The organism is Chromohalobacter sp. HP20-39 (assembly GCF_033052815.1).
Classification (GTDB): Bacteria; Pseudomonadota; Gammaproteobacteria; order Pseudomonadales; family Halomonadaceae; genus Chromohalobacter.
In genome coordinates this window covers 1-252 of record NZ_JAWHTP010000952.1, presented here as the reverse complement: position 1 = coordinate 252, position 252 = coordinate 1, and the positions used below count along the sequence as shown (strand labels likewise).

Annotated in this window: 1 pseudogene; it reads left to right on the top strand. The window is 67.1% G+C overall.

The window, feature by feature from the left end:
- Window positions 1–252, top strand: a pseudogene (locus RVY79_RS20780) (type II restriction endonuclease); the annotation flags it as partial.

Genomic DNA, 252 nt, shown 5'->3' with positions numbered 1-252 from the left:
ACGCCATTGCGACCTCTCCCGGAGCGGACTCGATCCGCCTCATCGACGTGTTGTGGCTGGCGAAGGGTGGCGACGGCGTCGCCGCCGCGTTCGAGGTTGAACATTCGACCTCGATCTACTCGGGGATCGTGCGCATGCTCGATCTGGCGCTGTCGGGGAGCGATCTGCACGCTGCCGCCGGGCTATTCCTGGTCGCACCGAATGCGCGCGAGCAGGACGTTCGCGCGCAACTCCGTCGCCCGGCTTTCAGCC